Source organism: Clostridium sp., from assembly GCF_036781005.1.
GTDB lineage: Bacteria > Bacillota > Clostridia > Clostridiales > Clostridiaceae > Clostridium_B.
Genome location: NZ_DAIQBT010000027.1, coordinates 1 through 16,553, shown reverse-complemented (window position 1 = coordinate 16,553; position 16,553 = coordinate 1). Strand labels below are relative to the sequence as shown.

22 protein-coding genes are annotated in these 16,553 nt (G+C 29.4%); 7 read left to right on the top strand and 15 right to left on the bottom strand.

Annotated elements, in window-relative coordinates; genetic code table 11:
- The coding region (locus V7Q02_RS11325) for a TOBE domain-containing protein (protein WP_333861131.1) at positions 1 to 248 on the top strand (248 nt) is incomplete at its 5' end.
- A 110-nt stretch (positions 249 to 358) separates the two neighbouring features.
- Here the strand turns inward: V7Q02_RS11325 and def are convergent.
- The 7 genes from def to V7Q02_RS11290 form a co-directional block, all read right to left on the bottom strand.
- Positions 359 to 814 (bottom strand): peptide deformylase, encoded by a 456-nt coding sequence (def, locus tag V7Q02_RS11320; RefSeq protein ID WP_333861130.1) that lies wholly within the window; start codon positions 812 to 814, stop codon positions 359 to 361.
- On the bottom strand, positions 795 to 1,049 hold the full coding sequence (locus V7Q02_RS11315) for a helix-turn-helix transcriptional regulator (RefSeq protein WP_333861129.1): 255 nt from the start codon (positions 1,047 to 1,049) through the stop codon (positions 795 to 797). Before V7Q02_RS11315 ends, def begins: the two co-directional genes overlap by 20 nt.
- Before the next feature lie 215 nt (positions 1,050 to 1,264).
- Positions 1,265 to 2,437, bottom strand: coding sequence for a GDSL-type esterase/lipase family protein (locus V7Q02_RS11310; RefSeq protein ID WP_333861128.1), 1,173 nt, complete (start codon positions 2,435 to 2,437; stop codon positions 1,265 to 1,267).
- A gap of 282 nt (positions 2,438 to 2,719) precedes the next feature.
- The gene (locus tag V7Q02_RS11305) at positions 2,720 to 3,232 is read right to left on the bottom strand and encodes a GNAT family N-acetyltransferase (protein ID WP_333861127.1); all 513 of its coding nucleotides are present in this window, start codon (positions 3,230 to 3,232) and stop codon (positions 2,720 to 2,722) included.
- Between the two features lie 214 nt (positions 3,233 to 3,446).
- A complete protein-coding gene (locus V7Q02_RS11300; protein ID WP_333861126.1) occupies positions 3,447 to 4,169 on the bottom strand; it encodes a polymer-forming cytoskeletal protein in 723 nt (240 codons plus the stop codon).
- Positions 4,170 to 4,187: 18 nt separating this feature from the next.
- Positions 4,188 to 4,817 (bottom strand): YhbD family protein, encoded by a 630-nt coding sequence (locus V7Q02_RS11295; RefSeq protein WP_333861125.1) that lies wholly within the window; start codon positions 4,815 to 4,817, stop codon positions 4,188 to 4,190.
- 253 nt (positions 4,818 to 5,070) lie between these two features.
- On the bottom strand, positions 5,071 to 5,898 hold the full coding sequence (locus tag V7Q02_RS11290) for a MerR family transcriptional regulator (protein WP_333861124.1): 828 nt from the start codon (positions 5,896 to 5,898) through the stop codon (positions 5,071 to 5,073).
- Between the two features lie 209 nt (positions 5,899 to 6,107).
- Between V7Q02_RS11290 and V7Q02_RS11285 the strand changes: the two genes are divergently transcribed.
- The gene (locus tag V7Q02_RS11285; protein WP_442882165.1) at positions 6,108 to 6,869 is read left to right on the top strand and encodes a Ger(x)C family spore germination C-terminal domain-containing protein; all 762 of its coding nucleotides are present in this window, start codon (positions 6,108 to 6,110) and stop codon (positions 6,867 to 6,869) included.
- 64 nt (positions 6,870 to 6,933) lie between these two features.
- Here the strand turns inward: V7Q02_RS11285 and V7Q02_RS11280 are convergent, their stop codons facing one another.
- Positions 6,934 to 7,197 carry a SoxR reducing system RseC family protein gene (locus V7Q02_RS11280; protein ID WP_333861122.1) on the bottom strand — a complete coding sequence of 88 codons (264 nt, stop codon included), beginning with the start codon at positions 7,195 to 7,197 and terminating at the stop codon, positions 6,934 to 6,936.
- 162 nt (positions 7,198 to 7,359) lie between these two features.
- Between V7Q02_RS11280 and V7Q02_RS11275 the strand changes: the two genes are divergently transcribed.
- The 3 genes from V7Q02_RS11275 to V7Q02_RS11265 all read left to right on the top strand — a co-directional run bounded on the left by V7Q02_RS11275 (position 7,360) and on the right by V7Q02_RS11265 (position 9,627).
- Entirely contained in the window at positions 7,360 to 7,758 is a 399-nt protein-coding gene (locus tag V7Q02_RS11275; protein WP_333861121.1) for a lamin tail domain-containing protein, read from the top strand.
- Between the two features lie 184 nt (positions 7,759 to 7,942).
- Positions 7,943 to 9,052, top strand: coding sequence for an Ldh family oxidoreductase (locus V7Q02_RS11270; protein WP_333861120.1), 1,110 nt, complete (start codon positions 7,943 to 7,945; stop codon positions 9,050 to 9,052).
- A gap of 38 nt (positions 9,053 to 9,090) precedes the next feature.
- A complete protein-coding gene (locus V7Q02_RS11265; protein ID WP_333861119.1) occupies positions 9,091 to 9,627 on the top strand; it encodes a macro domain-containing protein in 537 nt (178 codons plus the stop codon).
- Positions 9,628 to 9,734: 107 nt separating this feature from the next.
- Here the strand turns inward: V7Q02_RS11265 and V7Q02_RS11260 are convergent, their stop codons facing one another.
- The 5 genes from V7Q02_RS11260 to V7Q02_RS11240 form a co-directional block, all read right to left on the bottom strand.
- Positions 9,735 to 9,866 carry a hypothetical protein gene (locus V7Q02_RS11260; protein ID WP_333861118.1) on the bottom strand — a complete coding sequence of 44 codons (132 nt, stop codon included), beginning with the start codon at positions 9,864 to 9,866 and terminating at the stop codon, positions 9,735 to 9,737.
- Positions 9,867 to 10,275: 409 nt separating this feature from the next.
- Complete coding sequence (locus tag V7Q02_RS11255) at positions 10,276 to 11,052, bottom strand: ABC transporter permease (RefSeq protein WP_333861117.1); 777 nt, start codon at positions 11,050 to 11,052, stop codon at positions 10,276 to 10,278.
- Positions 11,052 to 11,957 (bottom strand): ABC transporter permease, encoded by a 906-nt coding sequence (locus V7Q02_RS11250; RefSeq protein WP_333861116.1) that lies wholly within the window; start codon positions 11,955 to 11,957, stop codon positions 11,052 to 11,054. Before V7Q02_RS11250 ends, V7Q02_RS11255 begins: the two co-directional genes overlap by 1 nt.
- Positions 11,958 to 12,034: 77 nt before the next feature.
- Entirely contained in the window at positions 12,035 to 13,090 is a 1,056-nt protein-coding gene (locus tag V7Q02_RS11245; RefSeq protein WP_333861115.1) for an ABC transporter substrate-binding protein, read from the bottom strand.
- A gap of 28 nt (positions 13,091 to 13,118) precedes the next feature.
- On the bottom strand, positions 13,119 to 14,207 hold the full coding sequence (locus tag V7Q02_RS11240; protein WP_333861114.1) for an ABC transporter ATP-binding protein: 1,089 nt from the start codon (positions 14,205 to 14,207) through the stop codon (positions 13,119 to 13,121).
- 611 nt (positions 14,208 to 14,818) lie between these two features.
- Between V7Q02_RS11240 and V7Q02_RS11235 the strand changes: the two genes are divergently transcribed.
- Positions 14,819 to 15,013, top strand: coding sequence for a helix-turn-helix transcriptional regulator (locus V7Q02_RS11235; RefSeq protein ID WP_373845299.1), 195 nt, complete (start codon positions 14,819 to 14,821; stop codon positions 15,011 to 15,013).
- A gap of 172 nt (positions 15,014 to 15,185) precedes the next feature.
- On the top strand, positions 15,186 to 15,581 hold the full coding sequence (locus V7Q02_RS11230; RefSeq protein ID WP_333861113.1) for a hypothetical protein: 396 nt from the start codon (positions 15,186 to 15,188) through the stop codon (positions 15,579 to 15,581).
- A 102-nt stretch (positions 15,582 to 15,683) separates the two neighbouring features.
- Here the strand turns inward: V7Q02_RS11230 and deoC are convergent, their stop codons facing one another.
- On the bottom strand, positions 15,684 to 16,340 hold the full coding sequence (deoC, locus tag V7Q02_RS11225) for a deoxyribose-phosphate aldolase (RefSeq protein ID WP_333861112.1): 657 nt from the start codon (positions 16,338 to 16,340) through the stop codon (positions 15,684 to 15,686).
- Between the two features lie 24 nt (positions 16,341 to 16,364).
- A partial coding sequence (locus V7Q02_RS11220) for a hypothetical protein (protein WP_333861111.1) occupies positions 16,365 to 16,553 on the bottom strand: 189 nt, incomplete at its 5' end.

The following is a 16,553-nucleotide window of genomic DNA, read 5'->3' as shown; positions in this document are numbered from 1 at the left end:
ACTCTAATGCAAAATCTGATAAACAAAAAACTAAAATGACATTAAGCGCCAGAAATCAATTAAAAGGAAAAGTTACTAAAATAACTCAAGGAGATGTGGTAAGTCAAGTAATTATAGATATAGGTTGCAAAAATTCTGTATCATCTGTAATTACAACCGCTTCACTAAAAGATCTTGGAATCAGGGTAGGTTCAAATGTGAAAGCTGTGATTAAATCAACAGATGTTATGATTATGATAATGAGGTAATTATTTCTATGATAAATTAAAATACATTTTATAGATATTATACACAATGAAAAGCTGTCTTAAAATGGTGAGTAATCCACCATAAAGACAGCTTCTTAATATATTTAAAATTAATAATTTATTTTCTCAGTTACTAAATCAGTAAAAAGTATGCCTTCCAGATGATCTATTTCGTGACAAAAACATTTAGCTAAATCTTTTGTACCTTTCAATATAATTTTACTTCCCTGTTCATTTAACGCTTCTATTGTAACTTTTGCAGGCCTTTTTAACTTTCCAAACACATTCGGAATACTTAGGCATCCTTCTATGACCTCCTGTTCTCCACTACATTTAATTATTTTAGGATTCACTAATTTTATAAGCCCTTGTCCCATGTCTATTACAACCAATCTCTTCAATATGCCTATTTGTGGGGCCGCCAATCCTCCACCATTTTCTGTATTATACATGGTATCAGCCATATCATTTAAAATCTGTCTTATTTTATCATCTACTACTTTTACTTCTTTGCTTTTTTTTCTCAATATATTATCATCAAAAAGCCTAATTTGTCTTAATGCCATCTAATTCACCCCTACTTTGTTGTGCTCTTGACTTTCTCTTACTCTCTTTAAAAAGAAAAACTTCTTCTATGCAGCAATTAAATATATTGCTTATATCATAAGCTAACCATATAGATGGTTCAAACTTTTCCGTCTCAATAGCATTTATTGCTTGTCTTGATACTCCTACAAGTTTTCCTAACTGTTCTTGGGTTAATCCAAGAGATTCTCGGAATTCTTTTAATCTATTCTTCATAAATTATCACTCCTGTAATGTTAACCTTACATAAATATTATAACACTATTAAATTTATATATCAAGTTAACCTTACATAAATAACTTTTCTTTTTTTAAATAAGGATGCTAGCTAATCACCCCACAGAGATAGAGATAAAAATAACGTGCCCTAATTTTTATCTAAATAACTATAGGCACGTCTTAATTTTCAAAAAACACCATTAAAAGTTTAATTAATCTGCACTAGAGGTCTCTATACTAAAATTTAGTATTCTATCGTGCTTCATTTGTTTTCCATTTTTATCATGGCACTGTTTTCCAACAGTCAATATATAACTTTTTCCCTCAGTATATCCTGTGGTAGGTGGATATACTATTATACTTTTATTATCTTCTCCCAATTCTAAAGTTGTATTTACCTTATTACCCTCACCATCTGTAACTACAATTGCATTCTTAGTGGAATCGTCATATCCTACTTCTCCTGTAAAAGTAATTGTCCATTTTTTATTTGCAGCTACCGATCCATCTTTTTTTGTTTTTGCATCCACAAGGCAATCATATATAGCAGCATGTCCAATTGTTGTAGGGTGAGGATCGATATTTAAATCAGACAGACTAAAATTAACAGCACCTGAAGTTGTTTTAAAGTCCTTATAAACATCCACTATACTACACTTATTACTTTGTGATATTATGGTGTTGTTAATAGTATTAATAAGCAAATCGAACTTAGAATACATGGAATCCTGTGAATTAAAAGGGTTGTACAAAGTTAAAACATATATTTCTGATTCAGGTGAAAGGGTTTTAATTGTCTCGATAATTTTAGGAAAATCACTTTTAAATTGAAGTATTCCTGAACTCAAATTTTGAAGTAAAGTTCCAGAGCTGACTATTCCGGCTAATATGGCATCCTTATTTGGATTTGATTCAATAGCACTAGCTAATTCAACCTGATAATTAGGATTGTTTTCCCTATTTACTCCAAATGCCTGGCAGACAGCTTCAATTACAGGAGAAAGAAGATTATTTCCTCCAATACTTATAGTTATAATTTTTGCATTTTTAACTGCTTCTTTATATTCATTAGTCTGAAGCTTTGCCAATAAATCGCTGCTATTGTCTCCCAACACAGATAAATTCTGTAAATTAACTTCTTCATATCTGCCAAGACTCTTTAAATACTTATTAAAGAGATCTACATATCCTTTACCCGAATTGGCACTCATTCCACAAGAAATAGAATCTCCCAGCGCCAAATAATTAACACTGGATGAAGTTTTAGATACATTCACATTATTAACTTCAGCTGCCTTAACTGGAGATATGTTTATAGTACTCATAAGTATAAATATGAATATAAAAAATATTGCGAAAAAATTATTGCCCGTAATTTTCTTCATTGATAATCACATCCTTCAAATTAATTATAGTTATTATGACAATGTTATTATAAAGCTTGATTTTAGATATTGGTTCTATTTTTAAATCCATAATATTGACATCTAATAATTTCATAACCCATTGTACTGTTATAACTAATTTTTTATATATACTGGTTTAATTATAACCACTATAACATAATAATTCCATATATTTTATAAAAATCATATGAACAATCTAACGTGATTCAATTTAATAACTATAAGATGATACATGTTTGTTCTATATATCTTCACACTGCTCTAAACCAATTTGTCATTTAACTGCCATAGATACTTTTCATGATCTTCATCATATATTATAAAACCACATTTCTTCAAAACTTTCTGAGAAGCAGTATTATCTTTGTCTGTTCCAGCAATAATTCTTAAAACTTTTTTATCTTTTAATGCCCATTGACACATACTATTTACAACTTCTGTCATGTATCCATTACACCTATATTTTTCATTGATTCCATATCCTATTTCCACTGTTCCATCACTTCCACAGTATCCCATAAAGCAAGCACTTCCAATAGATAGATTACGATTATTTAATATAATTTGCCAGTTTGTATACCATAAATACTTTTCCTTATGTTTTTTACACTCCTTAAAAAGTTCCTCCATTGCTTTTTTAGCATGACTATCTAGTTTTTCATTTGAATTATCCAATCTCAATAACTTTTCCAATTTACCCACTCCATCAAGTAATACTCTAAATTGCTCTATATTCAAAGGTATTATAGTCAGTCTTTTAGTATTTAATTTCATTTTAATTATCCTCCACATTATTCCAACACATTTTTAGTATATCGTGTGATTCTCAGGTTCAGGTGACATTTACCATAAAAAACTACTCTCTCATTATTAAAGTTCACCTTGAAGTGATTAAGAGCTTATCCGTAAATAATTTTACTTCTTATAAAATTGAAAAAGTTTTCTATGTTATCATATATAATTTTCACTAACAGATAAATACACTTTATCAAATTATTTTTTTACAAGTTATTTTGGAATTTCCACCAACATCTGCTTTACTTCTATATTCAACTATTTCAATATCACAATTAGGCCCTATAATAACATTGTTTCCCCTTACTATTTTTGCAATGGTATTTTCAACATAAATGTCATCTCCTTCAATTACACCTGTTTCAAGCCTTGCATAGTTCGAAAAAAGATTTATCATCCTGATAAAAAAATGACCTGTTCCTAATTTTATATTTATATTTTCTCCTCCTATATCTTTTGCTCTACATTTTCCATACATCTCTACATCTATATTTCCTGCATTCAATAGTCCCCCTATATTAAAATTTCCTTTTACATAAAAATTCTCTGCTTCACAATCTTTACCCACAGAGATAGTGCCTGAAATCTTCATATCTTCTGTGTGTAAAATATCTTTTATACTAGTAGAGCCACTTATTTTAAGTGTTTTTGCATTAACACTGCCCAGTATATGAGAAGATCCACTCACATTTATCTCTTCAGCATCAGCATTACCGCATATTTTAATACTTCCACTAATTTCAATATTTTTAGATTTTACATTTCCATTTGCATTAGAACTTCCAGAACATTTATAATAATTACACTCTATGTTTCCTTCTATCTTGGCAGAACCACTAATTTTTATATTATTATACTCTCCACCACCGATTTTTCCTGTTCCAGAGATTTTCATATCAGATAATTTTTTTTCCATTTTGAATCTTTCCTCCATCTATAATATTATCTTGGTTTTCAACTCTTCTAACCGCTGTCCTGCATTTACCTTCAAGACAAACTCCGCTTCAGTTTCAATATATATATCATTTGGTATTAGCATCAGAAAGCATAAAGCTACGCCGTACTTTCTTATAAGTACTACATCACAATATCTCCCATCAAAATTTTTATAGTTTTTTTCCAAAGTATCAATTACTAATCTACTTTCTTCAAGACTTGCCTTACCTGATTTAAGAAAATCATCTGCAATATTCATAAATAATACTTCATTAAAATAAAATCCACTAATATTTTCATGTATAGTTTTATACAAGTTTATTGTAACTTGTGAAACAATATTATGTTTTATTATATAGTTTTCTTCTAAAAATACTTTTGAAAGATTTGGAGAAAATACACTGGCAAGTTTATCTAGAGATACATCCCCCTTAAAACTCTTAATTTTTTCTATCCTGTCTAGTATTTTATCTTTAGGAAAAAATGTTTCTTGCCCTGTAAAAGTAGATTTTTTTATAAACCAATTCTCTGGTATGAGTTTTTTTCTTTTCCATCTATATAATTGACCATAAGAAATATTTGTCACCTCAAGTAACTCTTTTTTAGAAATTAGATGTTCATCTTCCATATATTTATTCCCTTCATCAGTAAATACTTAACTTTTATAAAATTAATGTAACATAACATTGTTACGATGTCAATGTTATGTTTTTATGAAAGAACCTAAAAAATATACTCTATTGTTCTATAAAGCGTAAAACAATAGAGTATACTTCCCTAGCTATATCACTAATTGCTGAACTTAACCTAATAACCCATTTGGTAAATAGCACTGAGTCACAGCCATTTAAATTGCACTTTAGGTTAAAAAAATAAAATTTTTACATTTTGAATACAGGAAAATAAACTTCTGTTATAAACTCCTGGGGACTGCACCCAACTTCAGCCCCTTTTATATATTTTTCAAAAGGTGGGCCTGATACTTTATATCCGTTATGCCCTATCCATTCCATCACAGCAGCATAAGCCTGTGAAATTTCACTGTAAGGACCTACAAAAGTAGTATAACTATATAGCCCTCCTTCTAATATCCTTGTACTTATTTCATTAGAATTAAATTCCTTATTCACAGGAATGCATACTTCTACATCTGCATTATCATGATCAAAATCTTCCTCTTTATTTTGTAAATAATAGATAGACATTATATTACCTGTGGATTTTAATCCATTTCTATACACATTTTCATACACCTTACCTATTAAGCTTCCTATATGATCCATAGAAATATTATCTCTTATACTCAGTACTATAAGCGGTTCCTGCTCTTTTAAGACAACATTGAATTTTTTATTTTCATTCATAATATTTTCTCCTTTTACCAATTTTTCAAATTCATATTTCATTTGATTCAATAAAAATTGATTATAACTAACTTTTTGCGTTAAGTTCTTAATTTTTATTTCCATGAGCCTTTTTAATTCCTCTAGATTATTTTCAAGTAAAATTCTTCCTATTTCTTCAAGTAAAAAACCATAAGATTTTAACTTGTTTATAACTACAACATCCTTTAATTGTTTTAAATTATAATATCGATATCCATTATCCTTGTTTACATACTCTGGTTTTAACAAATTAATTTTATCATAGTGTCTTAAAACCTTTGATGACACTTTTGCAATTCTGGAAAATTGTCCTATTGTGTACACTCTCTACCTCCTTGAATATATTCAAGATCTAAATTAAGTTATTTGTAAGTACCTTCAATAACTGCCTTAATTATAAACTTTCCCATAGTGTAAAGGTCAATATATTTTAACGAAAATATAAATTCAAGTTTTTATTATATAAATTTCACCGAGTAATATTTTGATTGTTTACACACAATAAGTAATAAAAGCTAAAAGGTTGGACGGATATTTTATTTAAAAATCCCTATTTAAACGATACAGCCTATGCTTCAGTCCGTAAAGGAAGTGCCGAGAATATTTTGAATATGAAAATAAAAGGTTATCCGAGTTCTTCCGATTTTCTGGAGGGTTTAATTAAAAATTCCATATTCCATAACTTCTTCTCAGATAAATATAGAGTTATGAACCTATTTTTATCTATTGGAAGCGAAGGATATAATCCTGTATTGCCTTATATTGAAATAACAGACAAAGGAATCACAATAACTGGAATGGCACTATTTAATAACAATAAGATGACTTCCAAAATAAACATTTCCGAATCAAGGACTATGAATATGATGAGAGAAAACAATGTTAAAGGTATCATTACAATACAAAAAAACACTTCCAAATACACAAACTACTATGCCACATCCAAACGAAAGGTACACTGCAGCAAAAAAGATAATAAATACAAATTTACTATAGATATTAATTTAGATGGAGATTTAATAACAGATACCTTATACAAAGATCTACAAAACAATCCGAAAAAAGTTGAGAAATTCAATAAAGAAATATCTGAAAAAGTAAAAAAAGATTGTACTAATTTTGTAACTAAGATGAAACATATCTATAAAAAAGTAGATTGTTTGGAACTTGGAAAATTTGCTGCGGCTAAATACGGCAGGCACATGGAGAAAGATTGGAATTCCGTAGTATGCAATTCAGAAATTGATATAAACGTAAAAGTAAAACTTAACAAAATAGGAAGAGGAGATTACTAAATTATTATAGTGAAGTATCTGAAAATATATAAGTTATATATTTTCAGATACTAAAATATTTTAACTACATATCTTCCCAATAAAATTTTTCTTGTTCCTTGTCCACTACAGTAATTTTGTCAAATAACTTTATAGACACTATAGCTAATATAAACGCAACTATACCTCCAATTACTTCATAGATTTTTACAGAACCTTCCATTATTTTCCCCAAATACCCTCCTAAAAATACGCCAAAAAATACCAATATAATAGGAAAAATAAATAGCATGAATGCAGCTATAAGCATATTTGTACTTTTCTTTTTTTCATTATGATTTTTGCCCATTTAGAATACTAGCCTCCTACTATAACCTAATAATTACTTTATTCTTATATTATAACTCTTAGAATATTTAAAATAAATAACTACTATTTTAAAATTATTAGAACTCCTTGAAGGAATTTAATATTAAATGTTGAATTTATGGTATTAAAGGAGATGATTGCTATGTCTACCAATGTAAAAATAACATTTATAAATAATGATGTCAGAGAAAGAAATGGAGAATTTAACTTAAATGACGAATGGATACGCATTGAAAATATAAGTAATAGAAGAATTAATATGTTTGGTTGGGAACTATGGAACTGGAAACCAAATAAACAATATTCTCTCATTTATAGATTTCCAAGGCGTATTAACAACCTTTTTTGGACACTAGATCCTGGTGAAATTATAATACTATTTACAGGATATGGTTCAAACAAATTCATAGAAGGAACGGTTGGTCATAATTCTGAATTTAATTTCTATTGCGGAAAAAATTCTTTCATATGGAATAACCCAGGAGACATTGCCTGTCTGTTTGATACTAAATCAATGACAAGCACCCTTGCAGTTCCCTAAATAATTACTTATGCATATAAATAGAGCCATATATACCTTTCAATTATTAAATTTTATATTATACATAAAAATATAATCTGTCAAACTTTATATATTTATTATATTTGTAGTATAATTATTTTACATATAATTAATAAAATTATTTTTAATGATTCTGTACATCTAACATTTTTAGGAGGTAAAAATGACATACTCAAAAGTAAAATATGAAGGTTTAAAAGAACTATGCGATATAGTTTTTGAAAAGTTTGGCTTTAGTTCAGAAGACAGCAGCACTATTACAGATGTTTTACTGCTGTCAGATTTGTTTGGAATTGAATCTCATGGAATTCAAAGACTGGTGAAATATTATAGTGAAATAAAAGAAGGCCTTATAAAAGTGGATTCCAGACCAAAAATAATAAAGGAAACACCTGTATCTGCAGTTTTAGATGCCCAGGCTGGCATGGGTCAGCTCACAGGAAAAAAAGCTATGAATATAGCTATTAAGAAAGCCAAAACTTCAGGTATAGGCATGGTGGTAGTTAGAAACTCAAATCACTATGGCATTGCCGGATATTATGCAAAGATGGCTGAAGAGGAAGGACTTCTTGGAATATCCATGACTAACTCCCCCGCCGTTATAGTACCTACCTTCGGAAAAGATGCCATGCTAGGTACAAATCCTATAGCTATTTCTATGCCTGCAAAACCCTATCCTTTTCTAATGGATATAGCTACCAGCGTAGTCACAAGAGGGAAAATTGAAGTATACAATAAAAGACATGAACCCCTTCCATTGGGTCTTGCACTGGATAAAAACGGAGAAGATACAGAAGACCCTTATGATATTTTATATAACCTTCCAAAAAGACTGGGAGGAGGTCTTGTCCCGCTTGGAGGTTCTAAAGAACTTACTGGAGGACATAAAGGGTATGGACTGGCTCTTGCAGTTGAAATATTTACAGCAATTTTATCTGGAGGTATCACAGGAAATTACGTTACATTGCAAGGTTCTTCAGGCTCTGGAACCTGCCATTATTTCTGTGCAGTAGATTACAGTATCTTCGGAGATAAAAATTCCATAGAAACCAACTTGTCAAAATATTTAAATGAACTTAGAAATTCTAAGAAAGCTGAAGGGGCTTTAAGAATATATACTCACGGAGAAAAAGAAATTGAATCTTATAAAGATAAAATGGAAAATGGTGTTCCAATGAACGAAGTTACTCTTAAAGAAATAGATGAAATATGTAACTATTTTAATATAAAAACCACAGATTACATAAAAAAATTTCCTGCTGATAATATTTAACTAAAAGCAAGTTAATAAACATTGGAGGTATGAAATAAATGATACAAATAGGCAGTAAGAAAATATTAATTAAAAGAGGAGATATAACAAAAGAAGACAGTGATGCCATAGTGAATCCTGCAAATAGTGCTCTTCAGCATGGAGGGGGAGCAGCTCTGGCTATTTCACGAGCTGGAGGCCCTAAAATACAGTCAGACAGTAATGAACTTATAAAAAAAATAGGCAACTTACCTGTTGGAAAAGCAGTTATAACCTATGGTCATAACTTAAATTGCAATTTTGTAATACATACTGTAGGTCCTATAATGGGAGAAGGTAATGAGGATGAAAAACTAAAAAAAGCTATAAAAAACGTGCTTAATCTTGCAGAATCCTACAATCTAAATTCCATATCCATACCTGCTGTAAGTTCTGGCATATTTGGATTTCCAAAGGAAAGGTGTGCAAAAATACTCCTTGAAACTTCTGTAGAATTTTTAAAAAGAGAGGACATAGATTTAAAAACCATCATTATGTGTAATCATGATGAACAAACAACTGATCTTTTCTTAAAGGAAGAGTTAAAATATGTTTAATTTCATCAATATCTTCGTTTAATACAGATTAAAATGAATCACAACGGATATGCTGTATATTGATTTAATAATAAAAAGCAGCCTCATACTGCTTTTTATTATTAATATTACTCCCCTTCAAATAGTGTATCAATCATATCGAACAGGAAGTTAAAAGATTCTTTTCTTTTAGATTTTATTCTTTTTATTATTTTAACTTTATCCTTTGTTTCTTCAATATCTCTTATTTCTTTATTCATATAACTTTCCCCCCATTCAAACAATTAAAATTTTATTATTTCTCGTAAAATATAACTATATCTTTACACCCATATAATAATTAAACTTAATACCTTTGTTAATATATTAACATTCATTGTTTATAATTGCAAGATGTATGTTAAAAAAATAACTATATCATATAAATTAAAAAGCTTTATTACTTTTAAATTATAAAAAACAAAATATTTTTAATAATTACTTAATGTATAATCCAAGTGTTTTTGGTATAATTCTTACTATCTTTCTGTTATAAATAATACTAGGATATTGTCATAATATTATCAATACATTTTTATTATTTATGACAACCTCCACTTCTATATTAAGTACAAAAGCACCCAGACATATTTTTAATCCAAGATATCTAGGTGCTCTAAAATACAATTGTCAAACTTCATTTATTTTTGTATTCTTACCTTTAACAATTCCTTGTGCAAAAAGCATTGTCAAAGTTATTACAATCAAAATAGTAGATACTGCAGCTATTTCAGGGGTTATACTAGTTTTCATACTCTCCCACATAGCCAGAGGAAGTGTTTTAGTTTTAGAGCCTGCCAAAAACATGGTAACAGTTACTTCATCTATGGATGTACTAAAAGCGAATATTGACGCTGAAAATATAGAAGCCTTAATCTGAGGCAATGTAATGTTAAAAAATACGCTAATTTGTTTTGATCCCAGTCCCATTGCCGCTAACTCAATATTTTTATCTACTCCCTTTAGTCCTGTCATCACCGTTACAAATACCATAGGTATGGCTAGAAGTGTGTGCCCCAGAACTATTCCAAGTATAGTATTAGTTAATTTTAAAGGAGCAAAGGTATTATACAGGGCTACACTAATTATAATTACAGGTATGACCATAGGCATAACCATAAATCCCATAAATATATTTTTAAATTTAAAGTCCACTTTGGTAACAGCAACAGCTGCCATGGTTCCTAAAATAAGAGCAAGTATTACTGTAAGTACTGCTATACCAAGACTTCTGCCAAAACATTGAGTCCATTGACTATCATTAAAAAAAGCATGATACCACTGGGTAGAGTAGCTTGGCGGTGGAAACTTAAAATAACTTAAGGAAGTAAAAGACAGAGGTATCAATACAAATACTGGAGCTATAAGAAAAAACAATATAACTATTACAATTACCGGAAGCCACATTATTCTCCCTCCTTTAACATAGGATTTCTTCTCACCAACACTGCAAGTATAGATAAAAGTACCATAGTAATAATAAATAAAACCAAGGAAAGTGCAGAGGCTAAAGGCCAGTTCAAAGTAGCACTTATATTATTTTGTATAAGAGTAGATACAAGCATATTCTTTGATCCTCCTAATAGTGCAGGAGTTATAAAATATCCAAGAGCCAGGACAAATACCAGTATCGATCCTGATAAAATTCCTGGAACAGATAAAGGGAAAAACACCTGCCAAAAAGCTTTTGTGGGTTTTGCACCCATAACTTGGGCAACTTCCACCAACTGCATATCGATATTTGACATAACCGAGTAAACATTTAATACCATATAAGGGAATAAAACATGAGTCATCCCTATTGTTACAGAGGTAGTATTATAGAGCAAATCCAAAGGATGATTTATTAGTCCTATATTCTTCAAAAAAGTATTTAAGATTCCCTGTTCCTGTAAAATTATAATCCACGAAAAAGTACGAACTAATAAACTAATCCAGAAAGGTATCATAATGACCATTAAGATAATCTTTTTGGTTCTGGATGACTTGGTTTTAACAATAAAATAAGCTACTGGATAAGCAAGTACAATTGATATGGCGGTTACAACAAATGAAGTTTTTAAAGTAAGCCATATAACCTGAAGATATATAGGTTTTGTAAAAATTTGTGTTATATATTTAAAAGTAAATCCATTTTCATCTATAATACTTAATTTAAACAACCCTATCATAGGTATAAATGTGAATGCTGTAATAAAAAGTGCAGGCAACATTACAAGTATCCATTTTGTATTGAGTAAATTATTTAATTTATCTTTTGTAGAGTTTTTTTCAAACATTATCTCTTCTTTCTTAATACTCTCATTCACCATTTCCATTCCCCCAAAAATCAATAACTATTAATCTAAAGTTCTAGTTTTATAACTAGAACTTTAGATTTAAGAATTACTTATTTAATTAGCCACTGTTGGAATTTGGTATCCACAGCATCATAATTTTCTGCCCACCACTCTTCATTTCCATGTATAAGCTTTTTAGAAGTTTCATCATCTGCTCTTCCTATTCTTTCTTTTATTTCTGCTGATAATAGATCTAACGCTTTAGAATTAGTTGGTGCATAGTCAATATTTTTTGAGAATTCTGCTTGTTGTTCAGCCTCACACATAAAGGCAATAAACTTCATAGCCAGTTCCTTATGGGATGCCCCCTTTGGTACTACCCAAGAATCTCCAAGTACTATAGCCTGATTATACTCTATATCTACAGGTGACCCTTCTTTTTTAGCAGTACTTACACGGCCATTCCAAGCTGCTGCTAAAGTAACATCTCCACTTGCAAGTGATTGAGGTGCCTGAGCTCCTGCGGTCCACCATATTTTAACACTGCTTTTTATTTTATCTAAGCTTTTAAAGGCCCTATCCACATCTAAAGGATATAGTTTATCAGCTTCCACACCATCTGCAAGAAGTGCAGCTTCTAAAGTGCCCACAGGATACTTCCACATAGTACGGGCTCCAGGAAACTTTTGTGTATCCCAAAATTCAGCCCAAGTAGTAGGATGATTGTCCTTTGAATAACTGCTCGTATTATAGGCTATAGCTACATCAAAAGTATCTGAACCCACTCCATACTCATTTACTAATCCTTTATCAATATTATCTGTTTTAATCACATTGTAATCCAATTTTTCAAGTAATCCTTGTTTACCTCCTCTTGGCGCAAAATCAGAATCTACATTTACCACATCCCATTCAACATTCTTTGATTGAACCATTGCTTTCAATTTACCATAGTCCGTTGGGTTTACTACTGTTATTTTTGCTCCATACTTCTTTTCAAAGGCGTCATAACTTACCTGTCTTGCTTTAGAATAGGCTCCTCCCCAATCTACAACAACCAATTCTTTATCTTCACTGGTACTACTCTTTCCATTAGATGAACTGCCACATCCTGTAAGACCAAAAATGAATATTGCACTTAATAAAAATAATAATTTTTTCTTCATAGCTTATGCCCCCTTATGTTTTATATAATTAATTTCCTATTAGAGAACTTTTTCCAATTTCCCAATTTAATATAATTTTCTTGCCCGCAGTAAGCAAATTTTTGTCAGAAGGTGCTGCTTTTACCATCATCTCTTCATTTCTTTCATTGACTACCTTTACTTTTAATGAATCTCCCACAAATATAACTTCTTTAACTGTTGCTTTCATACTATTTTCATACTCAGGTTCATCTAATGTAATACATATATTTTCCGGTCTTAAAGCTATAGAAACAGCTTTTCCCCTCAAATATTGATTTTCAGTATCCATTTCTGCCTTCAAAATTTGTTTATTAAATATCTCTATAAATGCTATTTTACCTTCTATTTGGACTATTTTACCTTTAATAATATTTATCTCTCCTATAAATTCTGCTACAAATACACTTTTAGGTTTTTCGTATATATTTTCTGGAGTATCTATTTGTTCTATTTTTCCTTTATTCATAATGCATACTTTGTCAGACATTGTAAGAGCTTCTTCTTGATCATGAGTAACACTTATAGTAGTAATTCCAATTCTCTGTTGTATATGCTTAATCTCTAATTGCATTTTTTGCCTTAACTGCTTGTCTAAAGCCCCTAAAGGCTCATCTAACAATAATAATGGCGGATTAAAAACTATAGCCCTTGCAAGTGCAACCCTCTGTTGTTGTCCTCCGCTCAATTGCTTAGGATACCTATTTTCTACTCCTTCAAGATCTACTAATTTCAGCATATTTATAACTTTTTCTTTAATCTTATCTTTAGAAAACTTTCTAATTTTCAAAGGATATGCAATATTTTGAAAAATATTCATATGAGGAAATAATGCGTAATTTTGAAAAAGCATTCCTATATTTCTTTCATAAGGTTTCTTTTTTTCAATATTTTCTTTGTTTAGAAGAATCTCACCTGAATTTATTTTTTCAAATCCAGCAATTAGCTTTAATAATGAAGTTTTTCCAGAGCCACTAGGTCCAAGTATAGTCAAAAATTCTCCTTTCTCCACTCCAAAACTAACTTCATCTACAGCTTTAAAACTTTTGTAATACTTTACTACATTATTCATTAATAAGTTAGCTCCAATGGTACTCATTTAACATTTCCCCTTTCTGAAACTATCAACATTCGCTTATATTTTATTAAATGTGATAAATTATAAACTTACAAAATATAAAAACATAATTATTGCAATAAATTAAATTTATTTATTCATAATATAAAATGTAAATTTGCCATTTATATATTTTTATTAATTATACTGTCTTAATTTTAGCATGTCAATCTTAATTGCATCATTTTATTAACAACATGAAAATATAATTTCAAAAAAATTTAATATGGTATTTGTAAATTAATTTTTTTATTTTATAACCATTCATTTTATGCATTATATGTTTATTTTATGATTTAAAACATATTAAAAAATCATTATTATATAGTAATATATTTTATTATATTATTAATAATGATATGTATAATTTATCATATTATCATTAATATTCATATATATAAAATAAACAAATATAAATCAATAAATTTGTCTTTTCAGTACATATACCCATTATTTTATTGCTTTCTTTAACTAATATTTTAATTTTCATAAATATTTATAAAAAAATACTATAAAATATTTTTAATAGTATCTTATATAAAAAGGGAATATAAGTATTTTATAGAATATATTAATTGTGAGGTGTTATTAACATGAATAATAGGCTTAAAGAAATAAGAATGAGAGAATATATGATGAATCCAAAAGAATTCTCAAAATTAATAGAAGTTAACCTCAAAACATACTATGCTTGGGAAAACGGAACATCAATTCCTTCTATGAAAAAAGGATTAAAAATAGCCGAAAAACTAAATAAAAAATTAGATGACATATGGTACTTAAAATAGTGCCATATATCATATATTTTGAGAGAATATTCCGCAAATTAAAGAAAAAATTTATGTATACAAGAAAATTTTTATAAATTCTATCATTTATCATACATAAAACCTATAAATTAAAATCAAACAATACTTTCTAGGATATTAATATTTTTTTATAATACAAGTAGGATACAAAATGAATAAATTAAAAAATAAGCAACAGTTAATTTACCGTTGGCGAGAATTCATTAATGACATAGGTAAAGATACTTTATTCAATTCTATAATTATAAAACCCTGTACAAAAGCACCTCATTTATTTGAAAACAGCAGTCAGCTAACCTATGGTTTTCCATCTCATAAAGTTATAACAAAAAAAGCCTTTGAAAACTCTAAATTAGCTCAATACTCCCTTCCATTTTTAAAACATATTTCTTTAGCTTTAAAGAATATACCCCATATAATTTCCATAAGAGACATTGATAGGGAAATTATAAGTTCATCAGAAACACTAAAGACATCAAATATAAAAAAAATATCCAATTGCCTGAGAACAAACTGCTGCCTGGAAGATATATATACAGCAGATTGAAATTGAAACAACAGTGGAAGGAGACTATATCATAATTAGAATTAAGGATACCACTGGTGGAATACCTAAAGATATAGAGGAACCACTTTATGGTTCCTCAAGCTATTTTCTATTAATAATTTTCACAGAAGCACTGGCTCCTATTCTTGAGGCACCTGCATTTACCATCCTTATAGCATCTTCATAGGTTTTAATTCCTCCCGATGCTTTTATTTTTAATTTGGGCGAAACCACATTATACATAAGTTTAACATCCTGGGCAGTAGCTCCAGGACCATTGAACCCTGTAGATGTTTTTACATAATCAGCTCCTGCCTTTTCAACAAGTCTGCAAGCTATAACTTTTTCTTCATCACTAAGAAGACAGGTTTCAATAATAACTTTAACAAGGGCCCTTTCATTAATCTTCTCAACCAGAATTTTTATATCCTCTTCCACATAATCATACCTTCCAGATTTTAAATACCCTATATTCATGACCATGTCAATTTCAGAAGCTCCCCTATTCACAGCCTGCACCGCTTCAAAAGCTTTTGTTTCAGATGAGGCAGCACCTAATGGAAATCCTACAACCGTACAAATCTTCACATCCGTTCCTTCCAATAAATGGTAGGCATAATTCACGTAACAGGGATTTACACATACTGATGCAAAACCACATTCCAAAGCTTCTCTGCACAATTTAATTATCTGCTCATAGCTAGCTTCAGGTTTTAAAAGAGTATGATCTATCATCTTGGCCAATTGCGTCTTATCCATTTATATCCTCCTATTCCAAATTAACTAAACTTTAAATTTCTGAATACTTTCATTGAATTTTACTATATCATCTATTGACCTATCTATAATTTTAAACTTTAATGTTACTTCTTCTACAGAATTAGAAAGTTTAAAGTGAACCCCTTTGTCAAGACAAGTTTTTAATATATTTATAGTTAGGTCAATAAATAAAAGTCTAATAAAACATATTAA